The organism is Halomonas sp. 707B3, assembly GCF_024158645.1.
In the GTDB taxonomy this organism is placed as follows: Bacteria; Pseudomonadota; Gammaproteobacteria; order Pseudomonadales; family Halomonadaceae; genus Vreelandella; species Vreelandella lionensis.
Window position 1 is genome coordinate 1 of sequence record NZ_JAMZBE010000217.1, and the last position, 4,351, is coordinate 4,351.

Consider the following 4,351-nt stretch of genomic DNA (forward strand, 5'->3'; position numbering starts at 1 on the left):
CTGCGCCACTGGCTGGGCAGATGGTTGGAAACCCCCGCCGCGCCAATTTTACCCGCCTCGATGGCGTCATCCAGCGCGCGACCCGTGGCAGCGGCATCCATCAGCAGGTCCGGGCGGTGAATCAGAAAGTGATCCAGGCGCTCGACGCCCAAGCGGCCCAGCGCATCGTCAATGGCGCGGCCTAGGTAGTCCGGGCTGGCATTGTAGTGCTTTACCTTGCCGGAACCCGGTGCCGGGTTGTCGTTGGCGATGCTGGCTTTGGTGACGACATTTAGCCGCTTAGCCAGTGCCGGGCGGGCGCGCAGCGCTTGGCCAAACAGTGTTTCGCATGCTCCGTTGCCGTAAATGTCGGCATGGTCGAACCAGTGCAAACCCTGCTCTAAGCGAGCTTCGATCCAGTCGGCCAAATGGCTCGCTTGGTGCATCTCTTGTGCTTCATGCAGGCGCATCATGCCGAGTACAAACGGCACGTTGAACGTAACAGCAGCCATGGCGTTTCCCATCAATTAAAAGACTTCTTCGTTATGTAGCGCTTCGGCGGCACCCAGCAGGCCGGTCCACGGGTGAGTCACAATCCACACCGGGATGTCGGCGTTGTAAGCGCCCATGCGCCCTTTATTGACGAAGCTTGCGCGCAGCTCGCACTTGGGCAGCCAGTCCAACAGGCGGGGCAGAATACCGCCGCAGAGATACACGCCGCCGCGCGCACCCATGGTCAGGGTGGCATCGCCGCACACGTCGCCGAGAATTTTCAAAAAGCGCAGCAGGGTAGCCGTGGCCAGGGCATCGCCCTGGTTGGCCGCTTGGGTCACCTCGGCGGGGGTCTCGCAGCGCGGCGTTTGGCCTTCCAGGGTGCAGTGGGCTTGGTATAGCTCTAGCAGCCCCTGGCCGCACAGAATGCGCTCGACGCTCACCCGCTGGTGGCGCTGTAAGAACACGTCCAGCAGCGCGCGTTCGGTGGTGTCGGTAGGCGCAAAGGTGACATGACCGCCTTCGGTGGGCAGCGGAATCCAGGCGTGCTGGCCGGGGAACACCCCGGCCACGCCTAAACCGGTACCAGGGCCAATGACCAAGCGGGTCGAGTGCGACTGGGCTTCACCAGGCTGCACTTCCACCAGGTTATCTTCCCCCACGTGGGGAACGCCCAGTGCTTGGGCGGTGAAGTCATTGATGACTTTAAACAGCGACAGATTCAGCGCCTGCTGAACGTCGCTTTTCATAAAGTCCCAATGGTTGTTGGTCATTTTCACCCGCTCGGCGTGCACCGGGCAGGCGAAGGCCAGGCACGCTTCTTGCGGGGCGTTATCGCCCGTTGCGCCTACCCGAGCGAGATAGTCCTGAATCGCTTCGATCACGCCGGGGTAATCGGCGCAGGGCAGGTTAAGAATGTCGTGGGGCGTGACCTCACCCGGCGTGACCAACGCCAGGCGAGCATTCGTGCCGCCAATGTCCCCGATTAATGCCGGTCGCATCAGGCGTCCTCTTGAAAAATCTGACCTTCTTGACGAGCGAGATCGTCGGCTTCAAAGCCGCCCAACGAGCCCGCGCCCTCTTCGCCGCGCATTGCCAAGTGGCGGAAGCCCGAGAACAGCTCGCGGCCCAGGCCAACGTGGTAGTGGTCAAGGTTCGCCACTACGCGCTCGCGGTCGGCCCAGGTGGCCGCATCCACTTTGGCTTCCAGCGTGCCGGCGTTGGCATCCAGGCGCACCACGTCACCATCGCGCAGCTTGGCCAGCGGGCCACCGTCCAGCGCTTCCGGGCTCATGTGGATGGAGGCGGGCACTTTGCCCGACGCGCCGGACATGCGGCCATCGGTAACGAGAGCGACCTTGAAGCCACGGTCCTGGAGTACGCCCAGGAAGGGGGTGAGTTTGTGCAGTTCGGGCATGCCGTTGGCTTTGGGGCCTTGGAAGCGAACCACCACAATGACGTCGCGGTCCAGGTCGCCCGACTCAAACGCCGCTTTCATTTCGTTCTGATCCTCGAAGATCTTCACCGGCGCTTCTACTACACGGTGCTCTTCGGCTACCGCCGAGACTTTGATGACGCCACGTCCCAGGTTGCCTTTCATCACGGTCAGGCCGCCGGTGGGGGCGAAGGGTGTAGCGACCGGGCGCAGCACTTCTTCGTCCAGGCTGTTTTCCGGGCCTTCGCGCCATACCACTTTGCCATCTTCCAGGAAGGGCTCTTGGGTGTAAGCGGTCAGGTCGGTGCCAAACACCGTGGGAATATCGCCGTGGAGCAGGCCCGCGCCCAGCAGCTCGCGGAACAGGTAGCTCATGCCGCCCGCTGCCTGGAAGTGGTTAATATCCGCCTGGCCGTTGGGGTACACCTTCATGATGCTGGGCGTGACCGCTGACAGATCGGTGAAGTCGTCCCAGTTGAGGGTAATGCCCGCCGCTGCCGCCATAGCAATCAGGTGCATGGTATGGTTGGTAGAGCCGCCAGACGCAAGCAGGCCGACCACGGCGTTGACGATGGCGCGCTCGTCGATTTGCTTATAGAACGGACGGTACTCGCCGCCGGGTTCGGTGTTGCGAATGGCCTGCTCGGTGGCGTAGCGGGTGAGCGCTTCGCGCATCTCGGTGCCCGGGTTGACGAACGAGGTGCCCGGCAGGTGCAGGCCCATCACTTCCATCATCAACTGGTTGGAGTTGGCTGTGCCGTAGAAGGTGCAGGTGCCGGGGCTGTGGTAAGAGTCGGACTCCGCCTGCAGCAGCTCCTCGCGGCCCACTTTGCCTTCGGCGTAGAGCTGGCGAATGCGCGCTTTCTCTTTGTTCGGCAGGCCGCTGGGCATTGGGCCAGCGGGTACGAACATGGCGGGCAAGTGACCAAAACGCGCCGCGCCGATGAATAGTCCGGGAACGATTTTATCGCATACGCCGAGGTAAAGAGCGGCATCAAACATGTTGTGCGATAGGCCCACGGCGGTGGCCATGGCAATCACGTCGCGGGAAAACAGCGAGAGTTCCATGCCCGGCTGGCCTTGGGTTACGCCATCGCACATGGCGGGTACGCCACCGGCAAACTGCGCGGTAGAACCCATGGCGCGGGCGGCCGCTTTAATGGTTTCCGGGAAGGTTTCAAACGGCTGGTGGGCCGAGAGCATGTCGTTGTACGAAGAAATAATCCCTAGGTTGGCGCTGTTCATCAGCTTCAGGGAGTCTTTCTCCTGGGCGCTACAGGCAGCAAAGCCGTGGGCCAAGTTACCGCAAGAGAGTTCAGAGCGGTGAACGCCGCGCTTGTGCTGGTCCGCCATGCGGCGCTCATACAGGGCGCGTCGCTCGGCAGAGCGCTCACGAATACGTTGGGTAACCTTAGCAACCGTAGGATTGAGTGTGGCGGGTGTTGAACCAGGCATAGAGACCTCTGCATGTGTAGAGACGGTGAATCCAGATTTGTAGTTATTTTACATCTTATGGCGTCGATATAAGAGACTTTACGGCAATAAAAACGCTATTTATAGCTTAAGTTGTAGTTTTATTACCCTAATGGATAACAACTATCGCCGTGGCACATGATGCTTTGATGAATGATAGAAAAAAACGGTGCTCAAGCGCCTGTTTGGCGTTTAAAGCGCAAGTATAGCAGTCCTGCTTTTGCTACTATCTTGCGCCACCAGCCTGGGGGGAATTGCGATGGTTAACGAGCCGACCGCTGAACAGCGGCTTCAAATACTGCTGGCACGCATCAATGCGGTGGACACCGCCGCCGCTGAGTGCAGCCGTGCTTATATCGATACGCTCACCAAGCCCCCCGGTAGTTTGGGTCGGCTCGAAGCGCTGGCCATTCAGCTTAGCGCCATCACCGGCCAAGCCGCTCCTTTCGTTTCGCCGCCGGGCGTGGCGGTATTTGCCGCCGACCACGGCGTGGCTGAAGAAGGGGTGTCGGCTTTCCCTCAAGAAGTGACCGCGCAAATGGTGGCTAACTTTGCTCACGGTGGGGCAGCCATTAACGTCTTCGCCCGCCAAATTGGCGCGCAGGTAGAAGTGATTGATGTGGGCGTGGTGTCATCGCTTTCATTGCCGGGCGTGGTCGATGCCAAAGTGCGCGCCGGTACCGCCAATATGGTGCAGGAAGACGCCATGAGCCGTGAGGAAGCCCTGAGCGCTATCAATGTTGGTGCCGATTCGGTAGGGCGCTTGGCTGAAAAGGGCGCGAAAAGCATCATCGTCGGAGAAATGGGTATTGCCAACACCACCGCCAGCAGCGCGATGCTGGCGGCGTTCACCCAAGTGCCAGTCGCAACAGTGGTAGGGGCAGGAACCGGCATTAATAGCGCCCAGCAGGCGCATAAAGTGGCGGTGATTTAGCAGGGGCTTCACGCCCGCCAAGCCGATAGCAACGACCC

General features: G+C 60.8%; 3 protein-coding genes and 1 pseudogene. 1 reads left to right on the plus strand and 3 read right to left on the minus strand.

What is annotated here, in order from left to right:
• From BIS10_RS17645 to edd, 3 genes are all read right to left on the minus strand, one after another.
• Window positions 1–491: aldo/keto reductase (locus BIS10_RS17645; RefSeq protein ID WP_253507282.1), on the minus strand; the 491-nt coding region annotated here is incomplete at its 3' end.
• A 15-nt stretch (window positions 492–506) separates the two neighbouring features.
• On the minus strand, window positions 507–1,472 hold the full coding sequence (glk, locus tag BIS10_RS17650; protein WP_172416086.1) for a glucokinase: 966 nt from the start codon (window positions 1,470–1,472) through the stop codon (window positions 507–509).
• A complete protein-coding gene (gene edd, locus BIS10_RS17655) occupies window positions 1,472–3,361 on the minus strand; it encodes a phosphogluconate dehydratase (protein WP_253507285.1) in 1,890 nt (629 codons plus the stop codon). Before edd ends, glk begins: the two co-directional genes overlap by 1 nt.
• Window positions 3,362–3,638: 277 nt before the next feature.
• Between edd and BIS10_RS17660 the strand changes: the two are divergent.
• Window positions 3,639–4,310: pseudogene (locus BIS10_RS17660) on the plus strand (nicotinate-nucleotide--dimethylbenzimidazole phosphoribosyltransferase); the annotation flags it as partial.
• Window positions 4,311–4,351: the final 41 nt, after the last annotated feature.